This window comes from Clostridium folliculivorans (assembly GCF_024341905.1).
GTDB classification, from domain to species: Bacteria; Bacillota; Clostridia; order Clostridiales; family Clostridiaceae; genus Clostridium_AR; species Clostridium_AR folliculivorans.
On sequence record NZ_BQXY01000006.1, the window covers coordinates 1 to 21317 of the forward strand.

12 protein-coding genes and 1 pseudogene are annotated in these 21317 nt (G+C 31.0%); 11 read left to right on the forward strand and 2 right to left on the reverse strand.

The annotated features are described in order from the left end of the window. A pseudogene (locus OCU55_RS16380) lies at positions 1 to 415 on the forward strand (hypothetical protein); the annotation flags it as partial. Between the two features lie 547 nt (positions 416 to 962). On the opposite strand, the gene OCU55_RS16385 reads toward OCU55_RS16380, so the two are convergent. Further along, on the reverse strand, positions 963 to 2144 hold the full coding sequence (locus tag OCU55_RS16385) for a YibE/F family protein (RefSeq protein ID WP_261853370.1): 1182 nt from the start codon (positions 2142 to 2144) through the stop codon (positions 963 to 965). Positions 2145 to 2397: 253 nt separating this feature from the next. Here OCU55_RS16385 and OCU55_RS16390 point away from each other — a divergent pair, with 253 nt between their 5' ends. The 8 genes from OCU55_RS16390 (at position 2398) to OCU55_RS16425 (ending at position 15351) form a co-directional block, all read left to right on the forward strand. Next, entirely contained in the window at positions 2398 to 6720 is a 4323-nt protein-coding gene (locus OCU55_RS16390) for a metallophosphoesterase (RefSeq protein ID WP_261853371.1), read from the forward strand. A 471-nt stretch (positions 6721 to 7191) separates the two neighbouring features. Continuing rightward, complete coding sequence (locus tag OCU55_RS16395; protein ID WP_261853372.1) at positions 7192 to 9156, forward strand: BglG family transcription antiterminator; 1965 nt, start codon at positions 7192 to 7194, stop codon at positions 9154 to 9156. A gap of 43 nt (positions 9157 to 9199) precedes the next feature. Continuing rightward, a complete protein-coding gene (locus tag OCU55_RS16400; protein WP_261853373.1) occupies positions 9200 to 9496 on the forward strand; it encodes a PTS sugar transporter subunit IIB in 297 nt (98 codons plus the stop codon). 112 nt (positions 9497 to 9608) lie between these two features. Further along, positions 9609 to 9914: a PTS sugar transporter subunit IIB gene (locus OCU55_RS16405; protein WP_183276076.1), complete on the forward strand. Its 306-nt coding sequence runs from the start codon at positions 9609 to 9611 to the stop codon at positions 9912 to 9914. Beyond that, positions 9915 to 10229 (forward strand): PTS sugar transporter subunit IIA, encoded by a 315-nt coding sequence (locus tag OCU55_RS16410; RefSeq protein ID WP_183276077.1) that lies wholly within the window; start codon positions 9915 to 9917, stop codon positions 10227 to 10229. It abuts the gene before it with no gap. Positions 10230 to 10373: 144 nt separating this feature from the next. Continuing rightward, a complete protein-coding gene (locus OCU55_RS16415) occupies positions 10374 to 11657 on the forward strand; it encodes a PTS sugar transporter subunit IIC (protein WP_261853374.1) in 1284 nt (427 codons plus the stop codon). A gap of 93 nt (positions 11658 to 11750) precedes the next feature. Continuing rightward, a complete protein-coding gene (locus tag OCU55_RS16420) occupies positions 11751 to 14396 on the forward strand; it encodes a family 78 glycoside hydrolase catalytic domain (protein WP_261853375.1) in 2646 nt (881 codons plus the stop codon). 61 nt (positions 14397 to 14457) lie between these two features. Continuing rightward, positions 14458 to 15351 carry an ROK family protein gene (locus tag OCU55_RS16425; protein WP_261853376.1) on the forward strand — a complete coding sequence of 298 codons (894 nt, stop codon included), beginning with the start codon at positions 14458 to 14460 and terminating at the stop codon, positions 15349 to 15351. Positions 15352 to 15548: 197 nt separating this feature from the next. Here OCU55_RS16425 and OCU55_RS16430 read toward each other — a convergent pair whose 3' ends face one another. After that, positions 15549 to 16610, reverse strand: a complete 1062-nt coding sequence (locus tag OCU55_RS16430; protein WP_261853377.1) for an AraC family transcriptional regulator — start codon at positions 16608 to 16610, stop codon at positions 15549 to 15551. 270 nt (positions 16611 to 16880) lie between these two features. On the opposite strand from OCU55_RS16430, the gene OCU55_RS16435 reads away from it, so the two are divergent. Both OCU55_RS16435 and OCU55_RS16440 read left to right on the forward strand, forming a co-directional pair. Then, positions 16881 to 18257 carry an MFS transporter gene (locus tag OCU55_RS16435; protein WP_261853378.1) on the forward strand — a complete coding sequence of 459 codons (1377 nt, stop codon included), beginning with the start codon at positions 16881 to 16883 and terminating at the stop codon, positions 18255 to 18257. A gap of 116 nt (positions 18258 to 18373) precedes the next feature. Next, positions 18374 to 21256: an alpha-L-rhamnosidase gene (locus tag OCU55_RS16440; protein WP_261853379.1), complete on the forward strand. Its 2883-nt coding sequence runs from the start codon at positions 18374 to 18376 to the stop codon at positions 21254 to 21256. Positions 21257 to 21317: the final 61 nt, after the last annotated feature.

Here is a 21317-nt window from a genome sequence, read left to right on the forward strand (position 1 = left end):
TTGGGTTATTGGTGCAAGAGGGCAAGAAGACACTATGTTTATAAAACCAATATTTAAGTATCAATGGGATAAAGTTGCTTTCAATGAGAAAGTTTATACTAAAATAGAAAAAAGCTCATACATTTCTGCATACGGAGACAGCAATATAAATGCAATAGCTATGAGACATAATAAAAATAAATCCATTAAGGTAGACAAAGAATATAGAATAAAATATATTTGGCCAAATTTGAAAAAGTGGCTATCAATCTTCCATGGAGTAGCCTCAAAATATCTGCAAAGATACCTTAGTTTTTTCATAATCATAAACTTGGATAAGGCGATCGATTATATGGAATTGATATATGATAGATTATTTGAAGGAAATAGATTTATAAAAACTGATGAAATAAGAATTACAAGTTCGCTTTTTTAAAGAAATTATAATTCAATGTAACTATGAATAATCCATGAGAAGTATATCGGGAATTTAGCTGTTTGTTGGATTATAATTTATTATAATTAGAAGAATATCTTGATATTAATGAAAATTAATAAAACCACTTATAAAACTATAAATGTTTAATGAACCTTTGAAACCATTAAAAAGATTATAAAGTGATCAATATAATTCTGAAAAAATTAACAAGAACATAAATCAACAAATATGATTTTGAAAAATTAATAAGCCAGTAAGGAAACTAATGTTACTCAAAATTAATCACAAAGAGATAGAGTTTTGTCCGAAAAGTATTTTTAATACTGTACTAGTTTTAGAAAAGTGGCTTTAAAATATATAGTTAATTATATGGTTGTCCACCTACATGTATCAATATTTAACAACATTTATTTAATAAATAATTGTATAAAGAAAAAATGTACTATAAGTACAGAACTATAATAATAGTAGTGTGGCTATTGCAAAAATACACTATTATAACTATTTTCATAATTTACTGCGATACTTTTATGAATAAAACTTATTAGAACTTATATATAAAGCTTTTGCTTTTGGATTTACCCTGTGCAAAAGTTGGTATCAATCTTGAAGCTATGAAAGAGATTATTGGAACAGTTAGTATTACAGCTAAGCTTCCTGTGAGACCTTGGATTATTTCTACATTAACCATGTCCATATTTATAAGCTGATTGTAGCTTACATTATAAAAGTAAATTATGATAATCATGTTTAGGGAAGCACCGGCAAAGGCTAGAATTAGTGTATTTGCCATAGTACCCATCATATCACGGCCTACATTCATGCCTGAAGTAAACAACTCTTTTTTACTAATCTTCTTATTTGATAAATATACTTCTTGTACAGAAGAAGCTATAGATATACTTAAATCCATTACTGCACCTAAAGAGGATATTAAGATTGCAGCCAGTAGAAGTCCTTCAACCTTGAGATTAAATTTTGCAGATATCATATTAAGGGTTTCCACATCTTGTGTGCTATAGCCAGTTAAATGAGCTAGTTTTCCTACAATTAAAGCAATTATAGCAGCGATGGTTACACCAAGAATTGTACCGAATATAGCTGATAAGGTCTTAGCACTATATCCATTAAGTAAAAGTAAGGTTATACAGGTTATTATCAATATAATTAGCACCGCTGAAAGCACTGGAGAGTAACCTCTATAAAGCATTGGAATAAATAAAAATATTATAGAAACAAAGGTGAAGGCTAGTCCGATAACTGACTTCATTCCTTTTCGTCCTCCAATAGCACATAATAAAGCGAAAAATATTATAACAAACGAATATTGTATAGGAGCTCTATAGTAGTTATAAACAATAACTTGATACTTTGAACCAGCAGTATCAATTTCTGTGATGATTTTCATGCCTTTTTTAACATATACACTATGAGTGTCGCTAAGGTAGTTAGTTATATCTTTAACCTCTCCTTTATGTTCTCCAGATAGTATCTTTACACTAATCTCTTGGCTTCCGAGAAATATACTAGAACCATCTTCAAAAGGCTTTACTGATTGACTTTTTATGGTTAAAACTTGGGCTTTCTCATATTTTACATAAGATTTATCATTTTGCTTACTATAACCTAATGGATGATTATTATTAAACATGTAAAGAAATGAAGCAAATAACAGAAAGAATATGGACCAGATTATAACCTTGCTGGTTTTTAAGTTTTTAAACACTATGGTACCTCCTCTAATTTAAACTATAGTGTTAAATGTAGTCCTAAATTTAAATATAAAGTATATAGAAAGCTGAAAAAAGCACTATTGTGAAGATAAGGTTAAAGGAATGTTAAGATTTTCAATAAAGATACAAAATAACAAGAAATTTACAAAAGTTAATTGGCAGTTAACTTATGCTAAATAAAAAGTTAACATAGAAGGACTATACTTCCAAATGGTGGTAAAAATATTTTAAGGAGGTATTTATTTAGTGCGAAGAAAATTAGTATCCTCAATTTTAGCTACAGTTATGGTGTTTACGACAGTTATGAGTAATGTAAGTACGGTATTTGCTGCAGACAATAATACAAACAATTCAACTACAAGTGCTACTAGTGGTACTACTGACAATATTAGAGAAATAACACTTTCACCAGGAAGAGATGCATCAGAATTAAACTTAACATGGTATTCAATGAAGAATTCAGGTGATGCCGAGGTTCAAATTGTAAAGAAATCTGATTATTATGGACAAACATTCCCAGCTGATAAGGCACAAACCTTCAAAGGAACTAAAAATGATGGAAACGATGGGCTTACTTCTAATAAGGTAGTGGCAACTGGAATAGTAAAGTCTACAGAATATGTTTATCGTGTTGGTGATGGCACAAATTGGAGCCAAGCTTACCAATATACATCACAGAATTCAAGCTCATATAATTTCATATTAGCCGGTGATCCACAAATAGGGGCAAGTGGAAATATTGACAACGACAAAACTGGTTGGGTATCTACAGTAAACAAGGCTGCAACAGCCTTTCCTAACTCAAGCTTTTTATTATCTGTGGGGGATCAGGTTAATAATGGCGGTGAAGTAAAAGGGATAAGTAACGAAACAGAATATTTAGCTTATTTTGCGCCAGAACAGTTAAAGAGCTTACCAATAGCGGCTATAGCTGGAAATCATGAAACCTATGGAGCTGGACATAATACACACTTTAATATGCCAAATGAATCAACATACGGAACAGTTTCAAGTGCTCCAACCTCAGGTGGAGATTACTATTTTACTTATGGAAACACTTTATTTATGATGATCAATAGTAATGATGTTAACTCTGCAGATCACGAAGCTTTTATGAGAGAGGCAATAGCTAAGAATCCAAACGCAACTTGGAAGGTAGCTTCTTTACATCACTCAATATACAGCTCAGCGGATCATGCAACAGATGATGATATAATTTCTAGAAGAAACTCATTGCCGCAGGTTTTCACTAGTTTAGGAATAGATGTAGTTTTAGATGGGCACGATCATTGTTATACAAGAACTTATCAAATGGTAGGCAATCAACCTACAAACCAAGTAAATGATAAGAAGGTTTCAATAACAAATCCATCGGGTACAATCTATCAGGATGAGACAGTTATTAAACCAACTGGTGTTGCTTACATCACAGCAAACTCAGCATCTGGAAGTAAGTACTATGAGATGAAGCAAGCAAATACTCAAAGCTATTATGAAGCGGTAAAGCAACAACTTCATGTACCTACCTTCTCTAATGTTGAAATAAATGATAACAGCATTACAATCACAACCTATAGAACTGATAATATGGAAAAGACTGATAGATATACAATAGCAAAGAGTGATATTAAAGATGAGCCAACACCAAGTGTTAGTGATATAACTTTTGCACCAGGTACTGCTACAACTGAGATTAACTTTACTTGGTATTCAGATGTAAATTCAAGAGATACTGAAGTACAGGTTGCTAAGAAGTCTGATTACACAAATGGAGTTTTCCCAGTAGCTAAAGCTAAGACCTTTGTAGGTAAAAAGGCTCAAGGAAATAATAATGCTATATCTAATAAGGCAAATGTAAAAGGATTATCTCTTGGAACTGAGTATGTTTATAGAGTAGGAAACGGGGTAACTTGGAGTGATACCTACAACTTTACAACTCAAAATCCAACAGATTATAACTTCTTACTTGCTGGAGATCCACAAATAGGAGCAAGTGGAGATATAAACAAGGACAAGAGCGGATGGATAGATACCTTAAACAAAGCAACCTCAGCTTTTAAAAATTCAAGCTTTTTACTTTCTTTAGGGGATCAAGTGAATAACGGCAAGGAGGTTACTGGCGGAAATAATGAGCCTGAGTACTCAGCATACTTTGCTCCAGAACAATTTAGAAACTTACCTATAGTAGCATTTGCAGGTAATCATGAGACTTCTGGAAAAGGACACAATACTCATTTTAATGTGCCAAATGAATCTTCTACTTATGGAATAGTTGATACTAAGCCTGACACTGGGGCAGACTACTATTTCAACTATGGAAACACATTATTTATGGTGTTAAATAGCAATGATACTAATACCGCTGATCATAAGGCTTTTATGGAGGAAGCTATAGCTAAAAATCCAAGTGCTACTTGGAAGGTAGTGGCTCTGCACCATTCCATATATAGCTCTGCAAATCATGAGACTGATGCAGATATAATAGCAAGAAGAAATACTATGCCTCAGGTTTATACTGAGCTAGGAATAGATGTGGTTTTATATGGACATGATCACTGTTATACAAGAACTTATCAGATGGTAAATAATGAAGCTAAAGTACAGAATAAGGATGATAAGAAGACAGCAAACAATCCTTCTGGAGCTACTTATCAAGATGAGAAGGTCACTGATCCTACAGGAGTTCTTTATATAACTGCCAACTCTGCTTCTGGAAGTAAGTACTATGAATTTAAGGAACCAAATAGCAGCAATTATTATGAGGCAGTTAAGCAACAGTTCCATGTCCCAACTTTCTCAAATGTAGCTGTAAATATAAACAGTATTATAATAACTACTTATAGAACTGATAACATGGAGATAACCGATAAATACACAATAGAAAAGACAAATGCAAAAGCTTCACAAGTTGTTAATAGTGATGCAAGCAAAGTTGTAGATACATTAAATAAGGCTGGTGAAGGTTCCAATATTACAGTAGATGTAAGCGGAAGCAAAACAGTTGATAAGACTATATTTGACTCTATAAAGGGAAAAGATAAAACTGTTAATTTTGTACAAGATGGTCTTCAATGGTCATTTAATGGTAAGGATATTACGAGTGTCACAAAGAATATAGATATGAATGTCAATATAGCAAGCGTAAATAATTCATCCTCATCAAACAAATCTGCAATTGCTGCAAAGGTTGGAAATGCAGGAGCTACAGTTGTATCCTTTGCAAACAATGGACAACTTCCAGGAAAAGCAACTGTAAAAATTAAATTAGATATGCAATGGCTTTTAGATCCAACTAATGCAAAGAAAAATATGTACGTATATTATTATAATGAAACAACTAAGAAGTTAGAAAACATAGCAAGCGGATTAAGTGTAAGTAACGGATATGCGCAGTTTAATATAACTCATAATAGTGACTATATAATCTCCGATAAGGATATATCAGAACCAGTAGCAATGAGCATAAGTGATGCAAGGGCAAAGGCCTCTGGAAGTGCTGTTTTAACAGGCGTAGTTACTAATGTTGTAGGAAGCAACGTATTTATGCAGGACGATAATGCTGCTATATGCCTAAACAATATACCAAAGGCTGATCTAAAGAGGGGAGATAAGATAACTGTAACAGGGGATTTATCAAACTATCATGGGCTTATTGAAATAACTCCAAAGGATTTACCAAGTGTTACAGTTGTAAGCAGCAACAATACTGTTACTCCTAAGGTTCTAACAATAAGTCAGGCAAATGACTCTGTACAGTCCCAGCTAGTAAGATTAAAAGGGGTTACTTTAAAAGATATAAATACTTCAGCATCATCAACAATAGAAGACAGCACTGGAAGTATTGTAATATATAAGATGCCAGAATTAAAGGACTTCAAGGTTGGCGATAAGATAGATGTGGTAGCATCTGTAATGAAATATGATACTACTTTAGAACTTTCAGTTTCAAGTGCTAGTGATATTACTAAGCCAGGTCAGGCTGAAGCAAACGGTGTAGTAGCAAAGATTGATGCACTACCAGCTACTTTAACTTTAGAAGACACACAAAAGGTTAGTGATGCAAGAAGTGCATACAATGCACTAGGTGATGATACAAAAATGCTAGTAACAAACTTAGCTAAGCTGACTTCAGCAGAAAATACAATAGCAAAGCTTCAGTCAGATAAAGCAGCTTCAGATGCAGTAATAGGAAAAATCAATGCTATACCAACAAGCTTAACTGTTGCAGATGCACAAAAGGTTACTGATGCAAGAAAAGCATATGATGTTCTAAGCGATGACCAAAAGAAGCTAGTAACTAATTTATCAGCATTAACCTCTGCGGAAGATAAGATTAAAGCTCTGCAAAACACAGCGCCAAACTCAGGAAACAACAATAATAACAATACAAATACTAACACAAACAATACATCTACTAGTACAAGTGGTTCAAGTAATCAAACTATAAGCACCATTCCAAAAACAGGAGCAATAATAGGTACTGGAGTATTACTTGTAATAGGAATAGGGCTAATTGGCTTAGGTATATTCTTTATAAGAAAAAATAAAAATGAACAAGTAGCAGAATAATAAAAGTAGTAGGGTAATAAAAAAGAGTTGTCTTTAATAGTTTTTACTGTTAAAGGCAACTTTTTATATTTATTATCATATTTTACACAGCGTTGAAAGAGATCTTTTTTTTCTAATAAAAGACTCCTTTATTAATTTGATTATTTGGATTGATAGCCTCATTAAATAGGTAAATCATCAAAATCATTTGTTGTGTTTAAATCAAATCTTATATTATTATTTTACCTTTTTTGGATTTTAAATAAACTGATCTTCAACAGAAATAATATTAGCTAAAAGTACAGTATAAAATATAGCTTGGTTTTGGTTATATAAGATGTTTAAATAAGTCATTAAAAAAGTTTTTATATCGTATTAAAATGTAATAAGCTAATAAAATTTTGCCACAATAATGTGGCCAAACTTTACATGTAACTAACGATGAAGTAAGAAAACTTATAATATATAATACACGTATAGGCAGGTGAGTGTATGTATTTAAACGATAAAAGGTTTTTGAAATTATTTAAGTTGCTTTCAAATAGTAGAGTCCCAATGAAAAGTGAAGAGCTATGTGAGCATTTAGAAATAGCACCACGAACATTAAGAAATGATTTGAAAAATTACAAGCTAACTTTCTTAGAAAATGGGGTTAAATTGATATCAAAACCAGGCGTTGGATATTATTTTGAAATTTTTCATCAAGATTTATACTTCAGATTTATACAAGATCTTATAAAAAAAGAAACACAAGATCAACATTTAATTCCAGTCTACCCCGAAGAGAGGATTAATTATTTAATAAAATTATTACTAAGTACAGATAAGTATATAAAGATAGAGGAACTAGAAGAGAAACTTTTTGTTAGTCGCTCAACATTAACAAATGATCTGAAAGAAGTTAGAGAAAGACTTGAGTATTATCATTTAGATATAGAGAATAAGCCTAATTACGGAATGAAACTTATTGGCGAAGAATTTAATAAAAGATCATGTATTTCAAAATATTATTTTCATACGGATTTATATGATTCAGTTGTATTGAGCACAGAAAAAAATGAACGTAAAGAAATCATCAAAAAATTATTATATGATACGATTACAGAAAATAATTTTACATTAACAGATATAGGATTTAGAAATCTTGTAATACACATAATGATTTTATTAATGAGAATAGATAAATTAATAGAAAATGAAATCATAGAACCTATATATATAAATCTAGAAGATGAAAAAGAATTTAAAATAGCAGGCATGATAATAGATAAATTAGAAAATCAATTTAAAGTTAAGCTTCCTAAAAAAGAAATATATTATATAACCATCCATTTATTAGGCAAAAAGTCAATGCAATATAATAATGATACCTTATTAATTAGCCAAGAAACTCAGGATTTATTGAATTATATATTTAAGCATATAAAACAAAATTTTAAGTTGGATTTTTCACAAAACTTCGAGTTATTTACTTGTTTAGCATTACATTTTCAACCTATGATGAATCGTTTAAAGTATGGGCTTTTTATTGAAAATCCTTTAATTGATAAAATAAAGAATGAAAATTCTTTGGCTTTTGAGATATCCCTTTATGTTGGAAGTATTATAAAAGAAATAAAAAATTATGACGTTAATGTTAATGAGATTGGATATATTGCATTACACTTTGCTTTGGCGCTTGAAAGACTTCATGAAGAAATAAGGAGTAAAAATATACTCGTTGTATGTGCTAGTGGAGCGGGAAGTTCACAAATATTGTTATATAAATTAAAACAAAAGTTTAAAAATTATATTAATGATATAAGAGTAGCAAAGCTGTATGAGTTGTTAGACATAGATCAAAGCAAATACGATTATATTATATCTACTGTTCCTATTGATTTTAACACTCAAATACCTGTCATTAACGTACAATATTTTTTAACTGAAGAAGATATTGATTTAGTAAAAAATATATTTACAGAAGCAGAAAATGACTATTCTTTTATAAATAAATACTTTAAGGATGAATTATTTTTTAAGGATTTGAAAGGGTCTACAAAAGAAAAAGTACTTAAAAATATGTGTGATGCAATTCAAAAGATAGTTGATATTCCACCAGATTTTTATAAGTTAGTTATTCAAAGAGAAGAGATGGCATCTACTGAATTTGGAAATAACATTGTATTGCCACATCCAATTAAACCTATAACAGATTCAACTTTTGTGGCAATAGCTATGCTTGAGAAAGCGATAAAATGGGACAAACAGCAGATTAAGTTTATATTTTTAATAAGTACACAAAAAGATAGTACGGAATCTCTAAGCTTATTCAATGAGAGCATAGCTGCTTTAGTTTTCAATAAAAAAGCTATGACTGAATTAGAGAAAAATCCAACTCTAAATACATTTAAGCGCATTATCAAGGAAATGGCTATTCAGGAAAAAGAAAATACAATTGATAGCATATTTAAATAATAGACATTAAGAGTTTATTTAAATTAGTCTAAGGAGAATTTAAATGAGAATAATACTTTGTTGCTCTCAAGGAATGTCATCGAGCATATTTGTGAGAGCACTACGAAAAGAGATAAAGGAACAGAATTTAGACTATACAGTAGCATCAATAGGACTATTCGAATTATCAAAATATATAGATAAGACAGATGTTGTTTTACTTGCCCCTCAAGTCAAATATGCTTTAAAAGATGTTTCAAAGATGAGTGGTAATTACAATATTCCTACAATTTTAATTAATGAAAGCGATTATGGAATTATGGATGTAAAAAAAGTTTTGAAAAGTATAAAAGTTGATTAATAAAATGCCACAGATATGTGGCATTTTATTAAGTTAAAATATGATTCAATATATCTTATTATAAGTACATAAAGCAAAGGAAATAATTCAATTATAGAAAGAGGTAGTAGTAATGAGAAAAATAGTACTATTATGTAATGCAGGAATGTCTACAAGTGCTCTAGTAACTAAAATGAGGCAAGCGGCTGAAAAGATAAATTATGAATGCGAAATAAATGCATATGCGGCAGTAGAGGCTTCAAATGTAACTAAAGGTGCAGATATTGTTTTTTTAGGGCCACAAGTGAAGTACTTATTAAGTGAAGTTAAAGAAAAGGTAAAGCCGATTCCAGTAGAAGTTATCGATATGATGGTATACGGAATGATGGATGGTGGAAAAGTTATAAATAGAGCAAAACAAGTGTTAGGGGATATATAAATGGACGGAATAGAATTAATAAGTTTCAAAATAATATCTGCAGTAGGAGAAGCGAGAAGTAATTATATTGAAGCGATTAGAGAAGCTAAAAAAGGTAATTTTGAAAAAGCTGATTCTCTTATAGAAGAAGGTGCAAAGGTTTTTATAGAGGGGCATCATGCACACTCTGAACTGATTCAGCAGGAGGCAAATGGAAAAGCAGTTGTACCAACCTTGATGTTAATGCATGCTGAAGATCAATTGATGAGTGCTGATGCATTTAAAATTATTGCGCAAGAGTTTATTGATGTTTATAGAAATACAAACTCTAGGTAAAACACATTTTAAATATGGGAATTATATTCCCGTGCAAATTGTGTAATCGTATAAAAACAATGAAAAGGTTTCCGAATGGAATAATTATTAGAGATATTATTATTAAAAATATTAATAATATATAAAAAAATAGGGGGAATTTAAATGGCTATTAATTTAGACAAGGTTCAAGAAAGAATACAACCTTTAACAAGTGCAATTGGGCAAAATAAATATTTGCAAGCAGTAATGAAAGGTATGATGTTAATATTACCAGCTACAATAATGAGTGCCTTTGCAACTTTACTTAAGATATTTCCAATACCGGCATACCAAAGTTTTATTGTTAGTAATGGATTAGGGAAATATTTTGATGTACCTATCAATTTTACAAATAACTTTATGGCAGTACTTGTTGCATTTGCGGTGGCTTATGCACTAGCTACAAGTTTTCAAGTGGATGCATTTCCAGCTGGATTAATATCAATGGTATCATTCTTTATTCTTACACCTTATACTCTAGGAGATATGGGGCCTCTTGGCCAAGCGTTTACTATTTCTAATCAATGGTTAGGTGCTATGGGAATATTCACTGGAATGATTGTTGCATTTGTAAGTACTAGGTTATACGTAGCTATTATCAAAGGTGGCATTGTTATAAAAGTACCTGACAGTGTTCCAGAATTTGTTGCTAAATCATTTTCAAGCTTAATTCCAGGTATTATAATATTAACAATATTTTCAATTATATCAGCAGCATTTAGTATGACAAGTTACGGAAGTATACATGTATTAATTTATCAATTCTTGCAAGCACCTTTAACTTCTTTAGGTTCAGGAGTTGGATCTGTTATTATAGTTGCTGTATTAGCTCAATTTTTATGGTTCCTTGGACTTCATGGACATGCTGTTACTTTAGGTGTAGTAGCACCAATATGGGCTGCAATGGATGCTCAACAACTTGCTGCTTTTTCATCAGGACAACACTTACCTAATATTACTGGTATGGCTTTCTTCTTTACTTATTGCGCAGGAAACTTAATACAACTAGCATTTATGTTAGCATTTATGGCTAAAAGTGCAAGATATAAAACTTTAGGTAAGGTTGCTTTTGTTCCGGCACTATTTACAATTGGTGAACCACTAGCTTATGGTACTCCTTTAGTAATGAATCTTGTATTCGCAATACCTTATGTATTATTGGATGGTATTGTAATGGCAGTAGCTTATTATTTAACTGTTTCTGGAATTCTTCCACCAGTAGCTGGCGTAAGTACACCAGCAGGTACACCAGTAATTCTTTCAGGATTTATACAAGGAAGCTGGAGAATTGCTGCATTCCAAGCTGTAGCAGTTTTATTTAGATTTGTATGTTGGTATCCTTTCTTTAAGATTGCTGATAATATGGCAGTAGAGGAAGAAAGAAAAGCAGAATTAGAAACAGTATAATTTATAAAATAAGTTCCTATCTTATAGGTGTTTTATTCAAATAAGATAGGAACTTATTATTGTTATAAAGATAATAAAAGGAGAATTATAAGTATGAATATAAGTAATATTAGAATCAATAATCAGGATTTATCTATAAAGGTAGATTCCAACTCATTAATAATAAGCTGGATAGCAGATAAAAGACAAAGGAGCTATGAAATTAATATAGAAAAAGAAGATATTAATATTTGCAAAAGTAAAAAAGTAAATTCTGCTGATAATATAATTTCTCTAAAGGATTTACAGTTAGAGCCAGAAACAGAATATACAGTGACAATAAGGTTATGGGGTGAATCTGATAATTGTACTGGAAGTACAAAATTTAGGACAGCCCTTTTTGGCGACTTTATTGGTAAATGGATATCAAATGGAGAAAAATTAGAAAATGAGATTGACTATTATAAAGACAACAGAAACTGTTTAATAAGAAGAAAATTTAATGTTAGTGATGAAATAAAGGAAGCTTTTTTATATATAGTGGGATTAGGGTATTATAATGTGTATTTAAATGGAGCAAAAGTTGGGGAGTCTGAATTAAATACTGATTGGACAAAGTATTCGAAAGGTATTTACTATGATGTTTATGAGGTTAGTAAGTTTTTAAATAAAGGTGACAACATAATTTCAGTTGAATTAGGAAATGGATGGTATAACCCAGCACCATTAAAATTATTCGGAAAATACAATCTTAGAGATGTGTTAGATATAGGGGAACCTAAGTTAGTTGCAGATTTAAAGATAAATACACAAGCTGATGAAAAGATTAATATTTCAACAGATGAATCTTGGGAAGTATCTAAAGGTCCGTATCTTTTTAATAATATATATTTAGGTGAAAGATTTGACGCTAGACTTGCTAATGAAACATGGAAGGGGTTTAACTCTTTAGATGTTAAATGGGAAAATGCTGTATTAACTACATCTCCAGGTGGAAAATTAATGGCTAGCTTTATTGAGAAAAGTGAAAAGGCTAAGATTGTTCAAGCGAAGAATATGAGCATAAATAAAAATCAAAATGTATTAATAGATTTTGGTGAAACAGTGCAAGGATTTATTGATATTAATTTTATTGGAGAAGCTGGACAAGAAGTGCAATTGATATATGGAGAAAACTTAAATTCAGATGGCACAGTAAATGTAATTTCAACTTTAGCAGGATTTGTTGGAAGATTTTTTGGCAATTTTCAAGTACCAGGTGGACCTGGAGCACCTGAAATAGCAGATCAGAGAGATTTATGTATTTTAAATGATGGGAAAACACATTATGTTAATAAATTTACCTATCATTCTTTTAGGTATGTTGAAGTTAAAGGAATATCATTAGAGAATATTACTGATATTAAGGCTATATATGTTCATACAAAATTGGAGGAAGCAGGTTCATTTAAATGTTCAAATGAATTATTGAATAGATTATATGAGGTGGCTAGGAATACAAAGTTAAATAATATACATTCACTTTTTGAAGATTGTGCAAGAGAGAGATTCGGATATGGTGGCGATGTAGTATGTCTATCAGCTTCGCAAATGTTTATGTTTGATACAGAAAACTTATATGAAAAAGTAATAAAAGATTTTAGATATGACATAAGAGAAAATGGCGGGGTTACAGAAACAGCACCATACATGGGGATAAAAAGTAATGGAACAGGAGATGGAGCAGGACCACTGGGATGGCAATTAGTATATTCTTATATAATCAAAAAAATGTATCAATACTATGGCAATACAAAAATTATAGAAAGTGAATATAAGTATGTAAAAAATCAAGTGGACTATTTAATTAGTCTTGGTCTTGAGTATTTATCAAAATGCTGCTTAGGTGATTGGGGAAGTACTGATGCAGTTGAGGTTGATAATAGAAAGGTGGCTCCTGCTGCTGGATTTACAGCAAGCTGTTTCTATTATTACCATATATATTTGCTATCTGAATTTGCAAAAATAATTGGAAATGAAGATGATTACGAAGAATATAGAACTAAAGCTGAAGAAGTAAAAAGATCAATAATTAGTTTATATAAGAATGAAGATGGTACTTATGCAGATAAGAGCCAAACTAGCTACGCATTTGCTTTGTATTTTAATTTAGATGAGGAGCCTCAAAAGCTTGCGGAGAAATTTGCAGATAAAATAAAGAATAACAACTATTATATAACTTGTGGTATTTTTGGAATGTTTATGACCTATGAAGTTCTAAATAAATATAGTTACCAAGATGTTGTTTATAAATGGATCAGCAAAGAAGGAGAAAATACTTTTTATAGTATGATTAAGAGAGAGCAAAGTACTTTAAGCGAGTATTTTGTTTATGGGGAGCCTGGATCAGACAACCATGCAATGTATAGTTCATATATACAGTGGTTTTATGAAGGATTGGCTGGAATAAACATTGCTGAAGATTCATATGGAGCAAATAAGATATTTATCAAACCATATTTTGAAGAGGATATTGATTTTGTTCATTGTAAATATAAATCTATAAAAGGAGATATAGTAAGCAATTGGATGAAAGATAATGATGAAATTTTATGGCATATTGAAATACCTAGAAATTTAAGCTCATGTTTGTTAATTTTAGATAAAAAATATAAGAATTTTGTACGGGAATTTGAAGTTGAAAAAGAAGATGAAAATTCTATTTATATAGAGATATCTTCTTGTAATGGTAGAGTTAATCTAAGGCTGTGCAATAATTAGAGGAAGATCGTAGAGTTAAGGACGGATAAAACTTGATATGTAAAAATAAGGAGTGTCATTTATGGAATTTTTAGTTTTAGATGTTGGTGGATCATCTATAAAATATGCAGTTATGAATGAAAAAGCAGAGTTTTTTGAAAAAGGGAAGGTACCTACTCCAGTGGATAAAATAGAGAATTTTATAAATTCAGTTGGAGAAATCTATGATATATATAAGCACAGAGTTAAAGGTATAGCTATGAGTATGCCTGGGCGTATAGATAGTGATCGTGGATATTTATATACTGGTGGAAGTTTAGAATATAATACAAATAAGGAAATCGTAGCATTACTTCAAAAACGATGCCCAGTACCTATTACAGTAGAGAATGATGGTAAATGTGCAGCTTTAGCAGAAGCTTGGCTTGGAAGTCTTAAAGATTGTGAGGATGGAATAGTTGTCATATTAGGCACAGGAGTTGGTGGAGGAATTATCAAGGATAAAAAGCTTCATAAAGGGAAAAATTTCATTGCAGGGGAGTTTAGTTTTATTTTTACTAATAATGCAGCTTTTCAAAGCGAGTATTCTCATATGTGGGCTGGACAAGCGGGTGTGTCTGGGCTATGTATTCCAGTGGCAAAAATTAAAAACTTACCTATAGAAGAAGTAGATGGAGTTAAAGTTTTTGAGTATGCAAATGCTGGAGATAAAGATGTCCTTAATATATTAGATGATTATTGCTATAGATTAGTTTTGCAACTTTTTAATTTGCAATATATTTATGATCCAGAAAGGATATCAATTGGTGGAGGAATAAGCAAGCAAGAGGTATTAATTAAATATATAAAAACGAATATTGAAAAACATTTCAATAAGTTAAATCCCAATATAGGGATAAAACCAGAAGTAACTACTTGCAAATTCTACAATGATTCAAACTTAATTGGAGCATTATACAATTATCTAATAAAATAGTTGATAAGTAAATTTACTTTATAATAAGGCTATGTTTAAGAAAATTGTTTAAATTAATTCTTTGCGTAAGCTCATTAAAGCGTCGGATGATTAACCAATTAATTTCAACACAGCGCTTTAACAGCGCCTATAATAAAAATATGACTGTGCTTCTCTGTTAAAAAGAAAAGTACAGTCATATTTTATTTAAACATAAGTTAATTAAGCTTATGTTTTTTTCTGTATTCAGAAGGAGTGCATTCATAATTCTTTTTAAATATTTTATAAAAAAAGTTAGTGTTTTCATATCCTATGCTTTTTGAAATATCTAATATTGAAAGATCAGAGTTTTTTAAGAGAAAACAAGCTTTTTTTAACTTTGCATCTTGTAATATAGATATAAAATTATTTCCTTGAAATTTTTTTATTATTGAACCTAAATAGGTTGGATGGAAGTGAAATTGTTCTGCAACAGAAGCTAAAGTTGCATCTTTACAATTATTTTGTATATAGAGAATTATATCTGTTATTTTAGTGTTTTTTAGTAAACCATAATTTTCAGAATTTGATTGGTTTTCAAATACTCTAAGAAGTTCTGAAAAAATTATTACCATATAACTGTTAATAACTTCGCTTGAACAAAGAGAACTATCAAAGTACTCGCAAAGGACATATTCCATCAGTTTTGCAAGTATTTCAGATTCCTCAGATCTAAAAAGGATATAATCATTATAATTATTACTTTGATAAATTGCATGAATAAAAAAGCTTGAAATTAAGTCATTACCAGATAGGCGATTTATTAAAATATCATCAAGATATTTTTTGCTCATAACACAGTTTATAATAATATCGTTTTCAGATGTTTGTGCAATTGAATGTACAACATTTGTATCTAATAAGCAAAATTCACCTTTTTTCATTTCAATTTTATTGCCGTTTACAGTTTGATGAAACTCACCGGAATACACATAAATCATTTCAATATAATTGTGATGATGCTCTGGAGTTTCAGCAAAACGAGGATGACATACAAATGTAATATCATCTGTTAAATTAAAAATAGTTCTATTATCAAAAGGCTTTTGAGAATTAATTAAAGCATTTTCAATAGATGAACTGTCAAAAAGAGCGAATTTCTTCATAATTTTCTCATCAAAATAATTATTTTTTATAAAGTTTTGTAATGAGTTAATATCTTTAGGATTTATTTTGCTTAATAAAAATCTCTCATAAAAAGTATATTCTCGTAAAAAAGAATCAAGTTCAGAAGAATTCATAACATCACCCTAGTTATATATTAATTTTTGATTCAGCTACTTAATACATAATAATTTAGCATAAAAGCAATTAAAAAACAAACCAAATAAAAAAATATACTTAAATAAATATAAGCTTGATTTTGGTTGTACAACATGTTTAAATACGTCATTAAAATAATAATCATATAATGTTAAAATGTTTACATGAAAAGCTTTTCAGGTAAAGTATCATAAATTAATTTTTATTTCAAGAATAGTAAACTTTGAGTATGTAATGGAGGTATTACAATGGAAGGTTTAGATAAGAATATCGCAGTTAATGAAACCAGTAAAATATCCTTTGTTGAGAAGTTGGCATTTGGTGGAGGCGGATTTGCTGGAAATATAATGATACAGTCAATTAATATGTATTTAATGTTCTTCTATACAGATGTATTTAAAATAAATGCTATGGTGGCAGGAACTTTATTTTTGGTAGCAAGATTAGTGGATGCAGTTTGTGATTTTACTATAGGTTATTTAATGGATCACACTAAGACTAAGTGGGGAAAATTCAGACCTTTTGTAATGTTTGGCTTTATACCGTTTTGTATACTAGGCGTAGCTTGCTTTGTTGTACCAGGCTTTAGTGATTCAGGAAAAGTAGTATATGCTTACGTAACCTATATAGGATTTATGATAGCAACAACAGTTGCAACATTGCCAGGTCAAGCAATATTACCAGCAATTACACAGGAACCAATGGAAAGAGTTAAACTTAATAACTATGCACAGTTTTTAGGTATGACTGGAATGATGATTGTAGCAGTAGGAATGATGCCATTTGTTCAGATGTTAGGTGGAAAAAGTATGGCTAAAGGCTTCATTCTTACAATGTCAATTTTTGCAGTAATTGCTGCAGCACTTTACTTGTTTTGGATTTCTAAAGTAAGAGAAAGAGTTGTTGTAAAAAAGGTAGAAGAAATAAAATTGAAAGATGCTTTGCCGATTATATTTCAAAACAAATACCTATTATTACTAGTAGGAGCTTTCGTGTTCTTTATGTCAGGCTTTACAATTAGAAACAATGTTCAAATGTACTATTTAATATATGCTGTTAGAAGACCAGATTTAATACCAACAGTCGGCTTACTTTCTATGTTGCCTTTAATCGCCACAATTCTTCTTGTTCCAGTTATAGTTGGCAAGATTGGAAAGAAGAATGCTTTAATTCTAGGTATGTCTATAGTTGTTATTTCAAACGTAATTCAATACTTTGTTGGATATAATAATTTGACAGCAATACTTGTTTTAACAGCGGTATTTGGTATTGGATCAGGATTATTTGTACCATTAGTATGGGGTATACTTCCGGATACAGTTGACTATGCTCACTGGAAATTTGGAAAACGTACAGAGGGCATAATAACTTCTACTTTTGTATTTACTCAAAAAGCTTCTTCAGGTATTGCAGGATATATAGCTGGAGCTGCTTTGGTTGCAGTTGGATATATGCCAAACGCAGCACAATCACCAGCAACATTAAATGGAATATCATTTTTATATAATATAGGTGGAGCAGTATTTGCAGTTATAGCAATAATCTTTATGTTATTTTATGATTTAGACTCGAAGAAATATAATGAAATCGTAGAGGATTTACACAAAAGAGATGCTGAAAACTAAATCTACTTTATAGATCTAAATATGACCGTACTTTTGTAAGTGGGAAAAGAGGTACGGTCATTGTTTTTTAACGAACAGTAAAGCATATATTTTAGTATAGAAAAGGAAGTTTGATTATGAAAATTGTTAGATTAAGAGCTAATCATTTTGAAAATCCAATTGGTTATGATATAAATGATCTAAATCTTTCATGGATTGTGGAGGATACGAAGGCAAAGAAGCAGGAAAGTGCACAAATAATAATCAGTAAAAGTGATAAGTTTCAACCAGAAAATATAGTGTTTGACAGTGGTAATTGTAAAGACGCAGACAGCCGTTCCTTTAGACCCAATATTAAAATGGATCCGTATAGTTGCTATTATTGGAAAGTAAAAGTTATAGGAGATAATGGGGAAGCTGCTGAAAGCGAGGTAGCTACATTTGAAACAGGAAAATTGAATGATCCATGGAAAGGTATATGGATTACCCCAGATTTAGATAATGGTATTCATCCATATATAAGAAAGTCTTTTTTGATTGATGGAGAAATTAAGTCAGCCAGGGTCTATGCTTCTGCTGCAGGTATTTATGAAATTGAGATTAATGGAGAAAAAATATCAGATGAATATCTATTACCTGGGTATTCTGTATATGACTGTTGGATGCAGTACCAGTCTTTTGATGTAACGAAGTACTTAAAATCTGGGAAGAATGCCATTGGTGCAATGATTGGTAAAGGGTGGTTCTCTGGACGTTTTGGACTAGGCGGATTCGAAAATACTTATGGTGATCGAATGACGTTAATATGTGAACTAGTAATAACCAAAGTAGATGGAACTAAAGTTGTTATAGCATCAGATGAAACCTGGAAAGCTCACAAAGGACCGGTTATTGAAAGCAGCATTTATGACGGAGAGTATTATAATGCAAACTTAGAAATAGCAGACTGGTCAAAAGATAATTGTGATGATGATAGTTGGTTAGGTGTAAAAACAGTTGAATTGAAAGTTGGACCTATGTCAGAGCGGTTAAGTCCTCCAATAGTAAAACATGAAACTTTTAGACCTAAAAAACTCATCACTTCAAAAGGAGAAATAGTTCTGGATTTTGGACAGAATATGGCAGGCTGGGTGGAATTTGATGTCAATATTCCTCAAGATGAAAGAGTAATAATTCAGTATGGAGAACTTCTTCAAAATGGCTGTTTTTATAGAGATAATTTAAGAAGTGCAAAAGCAGAATATAAGTATATTTCAAACGGTAAATCAGCTCATGTAAGACCTCATTTCACTTATTACGGTTTTCGTTATATAAAGGTGGAGGGTGTGAATGTAAACCCAGATGATTTTACTGCATATGCGATTTATTCACATATGGATGAACTGGGAGATATAAAAACTTCTGATGAAAGAGTAAATCGTTTGATTTTAAATGCAAAATGGGGACAAAAAAGTAATTTTGTAGATGTTCCAACAGACTGTCCACAAAGAGATGAACGTATGGGATGGACTGGAGATGCTCAGTTTTTTTCAGGTACAGCAAGCTTTTTTACTAATACAGCAGCATTTTATAATAAATATATGAGGGATCTCAGAGAAGAACAAAAATTGATTGATGGGTCAGTACCTGTGATTATTCCTCGTGTTAGAAATCAAAGAGAAGTTGGAACAGGCCATGGATCAAGTGCTTGGAGTGATGTAGCAACAATTGTTCCATGGACAACTTATCTATTCTTTGGGGATAAAGAAATGCTTGAAAAGCATTATGAAATCATGAAGGACTGGGTTGGTTATATAATAAGACAAGATGAAGCAGATGGGGGGAAACGTTTATGGCAAACAGGAAATCATATTGCGGACTGGTTAGCTTTAGATAATCCTGATAAAACAGATATTTTTAATGGAGGTACTGATCAATATTATGTTGCAACTGCATATTATTATTATTCTGTGAGATTGATTGGAGATGCTGCCGAAGCTCTTGAGAAGAAAGAGGATACAGCTTATTATAGAAAACTTCAGCAAGAAATAAAAGAAGCGTTTTGCAAAGAATATGTGACTCCAAACGGAAAAATTTCTGTAGATACTCAAACTGCTCATGTTTTGGCATTATTTATGGACTTGCTTCCAGAAACACATCGTACACGTGTTGCAGAAGCTTTAAAGATGAAATTAGTTAATAAAGGAACACATTTAGACACAGGATTTGTAGGAACACCATACATCTGTAGAGTTCTTTCTAATGTAGGTGCAAACGACTTTGCTTATAAGTTATTATTCAATGAAGATTTTCCAAGTTGGCTTTACAGTGTCAATATGGGGGCAACTACAATTTGGGAACGATGGAATTCAGTTAATGAAGATGGATCAGTGAGCAGTACCGGAATGAACAGTATGAATCACTATGCTTATGGTTCTGTAGTAGAGTGGATAGCAAGAGACATATGTGGATTAAATCCAGTTATTGATGAACCAGGATTTAAGAAAGCTCTTATTAAGCCTCAACCATTCAGATATATGAATAATGCTTCTATTACGTATAAATCTGTTTCAGGAACTTACAAAAGTGGTTGGCAGTTTGTGGACGAGAATAAAATAAAATACAATTTTGAAATACCATTTAATTGCGTGGCAGAGATAGTTCTTCCAGATGTTAAACTTGGAGATGTGATAATAAATGGAGAAAGATCTCTAATAATAGAAGAAAAAGATAATAATGTAGTAATGAAAGTAGAGGCAGGTAAGTTTGAAGTTATCTGTAAACCATCTTGTGATTACTACCCTTATTTAAATATAAATAGTTCCTTAAAGGATGTGCTAGCATGTGAAGAAGGGATAGCCATACTTAGAAAGTATATAGGTGCACAACTTGATAGTTTTAGGGAAATCCCAGAACTACTTGATTTATCATTTAATAAGCCACTAACAGCTAATCCTATTTTTGGGCCTTTATCTATTTTAAAACAAGATCAAATCGATTCTTTAGCAGAAGAATTAAGTAAATGCAGGGCAAAAATTTAAATAGAATTTGAAAATAGGAATGCTAAGCATAAGTACAGCATTCCTAATATATAAGAAAAAA

Bases quoted from the DNA above. Each gene is read 5' to 3' on its own strand.
- OCU55_RS16395 (WP_261853372.1), top strand. From the start codon at position 7,192: ATGTATTTAAACGATAAAAGGTTTTTGAAATTATTTAAGTTGCTTTCA.
- OCU55_RS16400 (WP_261853373.1), top strand. From the start codon at position 9,200: ATGAGAATAATACTTTGTTGCTCTCAAGGAATGTCATCGAGCATATTT.
- OCU55_RS16405 (WP_183276076.1), top strand. From the start codon at position 9,609: ATGAGAAAAATAGTACTATTATGTAATGCAGGAATGTCTACAAGTGCT.
- OCU55_RS16410 (WP_183276077.1), top strand. From the start codon at position 9,915: ATGGACGGAATAGAATTAATAAGTTTCAAAATAATATCTGCAGTAGGA.
- OCU55_RS16415 (WP_261853374.1), top strand. From the start codon at position 10,374: ATGGCTATTAATTTAGACAAGGTTCAAGAAAGAATACAACCTTTAACA.
- OCU55_RS16420 (WP_261853375.1), top strand. From the start codon at position 11,751: ATGAATATAAGTAATATTAGAATCAATAATCAGGATTTATCTATAAAG.
- OCU55_RS16425 (WP_261853376.1), top strand. From the start codon at position 14,458: ATGGAATTTTTAGTTTTAGATGTTGGTGGATCATCTATAAAATATGCA.
- OCU55_RS16430 (WP_261853377.1), bottom strand. From the start codon at position 16,610: ATGAATTCTTCTGAACTTGATTCTTTTTTACGAGAATATACTTTTTAT.
- OCU55_RS16435 (WP_261853378.1), top strand. From the start codon at position 16,881: ATGGAAGGTTTAGATAAGAATATCGCAGTTAATGAAACCAGTAAAATA.
- OCU55_RS16440 (WP_261853379.1), top strand. From the start codon at position 18,374: ATGAAAATTGTTAGATTAAGAGCTAATCATTTTGAAAATCCAATTGGT.